Origin of the sequence: Pseudomonas sp. 20P_3.2_Bac5 (genome assembly GCF_025466035.1) — a bacterium.
Classification (GTDB): domain Bacteria; phylum Pseudomonadota; class Gammaproteobacteria; order Pseudomonadales; family Pseudomonadaceae; genus Aquipseudomonas.
On record NZ_JANLOA010000127.1, the window covers coordinates 1 to 1,495 of the forward strand.

At 48.5% G+C, this 1,495-nt stretch carries 1 protein-coding gene and 1 pseudogene; both read right to left on the minus strand.

Going from position 1 to position 1,495, the window contains the following annotated elements; all coding sequences use genetic code 11:
* Window positions 1–469 precede the first annotated feature (469 nt).
* A complete protein-coding gene (locus NTD88_RS23725) occupies window positions 470–922 on the minus strand; it encodes a hypothetical protein (RefSeq protein ID WP_262154968.1) in 453 nt (150 codons plus the stop codon).
* A gap of 410 nt (window positions 923–1,332) precedes the next feature.
* Window positions 1,333–1,495 (minus strand): annotated as a pseudogene (locus NTD88_RS23730) (transposase); the annotation flags it as partial.

The window sequence follows — 1,495 nt, forward strand, 5'->3', positions numbered from 1 at the left end:
CCTCGTGCGCGAGCCCGGTCGGAATGCTCATTTACAACCCCTAAACTCCGCTTCCTCGGCTGTATTCGCCTTGCCTGACCTTCGTCTCAAGGCTTTTCATACAGAGCCTAAAGCGCATGTTTCACTGCGTTTGCCTCTCTGTTTGGTTCCCGCGGATAAGAGGCAAATCGCCCTATCGTCCTCGCATGATCTGATAGGCCGCGTCGGAGTAAAAAGCCCAGATCACGCCATTGCGCTCAGTCGAGTATCGGTTTGTAGATACCCCGTATAGCGGAGAGAGGCATGTGAAGAAGGTTAAGTGCCATTCAAATCCGCCCCCTTCTTCCGTCATCTTTCCCTCATAAAAACAGCCATTTGCAACCTAAAAGTGCGCACGAGTGCTTGGACAGGCACTATTTCCGGCTGTTCGCTCGAAAAAAGGAACGCCTTTCGTTTTTCTGAGATCGCTTACATTAAGCGAAAAATGTCCTCACGAAATCCGTTCCCACCAGCCATAGCTACCTTTTTCGGGCTCAATCAACATCCAACAGGCCTCACAGCTAGCGCACTTGTAATACCCATCGGCGCCATTCTGCTGAATCAATCTATTCGCCCATATCGGCCGGGGAACACCAACTAATTTTCCAGACACCATCAAAGCATCAAGCCTCTCGATGCAGGCCTTATACTCGGACGGTTCTAAAAAGCTTCCTTCTGGCGATATTCCCCCACAGATAGCACAAGCAGGAATCAATTTGGCTACTGCGGACATCGCTTTTTCAACATCTCCCCTTTTTAACTTCAAGAACAACCCAGGAGGAATTTCAGAACTGGTAGACGCGGGAGACGCCTTAAGCCAAGCTTGAACGTCGTGTAAGGACAGTACCTCAGACCGAAAAAGCCTGAGAGTTTCATAGAGCGAAGCGTTTATACCTTCTTTCATTTCTCACTCCGAATCAACGGCACAATTTCCGAGCCCGGCACGACCCCATCCGCTGGAACACCACCTTTGCAGAAAATAACCTGCGCCTGTACCAAAACTATATAAATGAAGTTGGATCACTCATGACCGAATCATACATAAATTCACAAGCACTGGCTTCAGACGAAAAAACACCAAGAATTGACCTACCTCCTCGCTCAAAGTAAAAAATCTCCCAACTGCCTCCAACTTCCTCCATGCACAACGCCAAATCCCTTTCCCCATCAACACTAAACACGGTAGACCTAACACCAGCACTCAAAAGAGCGGCAGCCAAATCGAGCCTATTACTTATACTCACCATACTTACCCCTATAGACAACCTTCAACTCACTATAAATAGGACGAAAAAGGGGACGGATTTATTTTCTTTAACCCGACCTTGGCCGACCCTGTCCCCGCAGTTCTAATCTGACACCTGATATTTTCTCCACCTCATCAACAAAGCGATCAGCGCCGGTCAACTGCCCTCGCTGCAAGGCTGACCTAATGAGATTTAACTCGTCCTTCGAAGCAGCCTGCCTTAAAAACGAT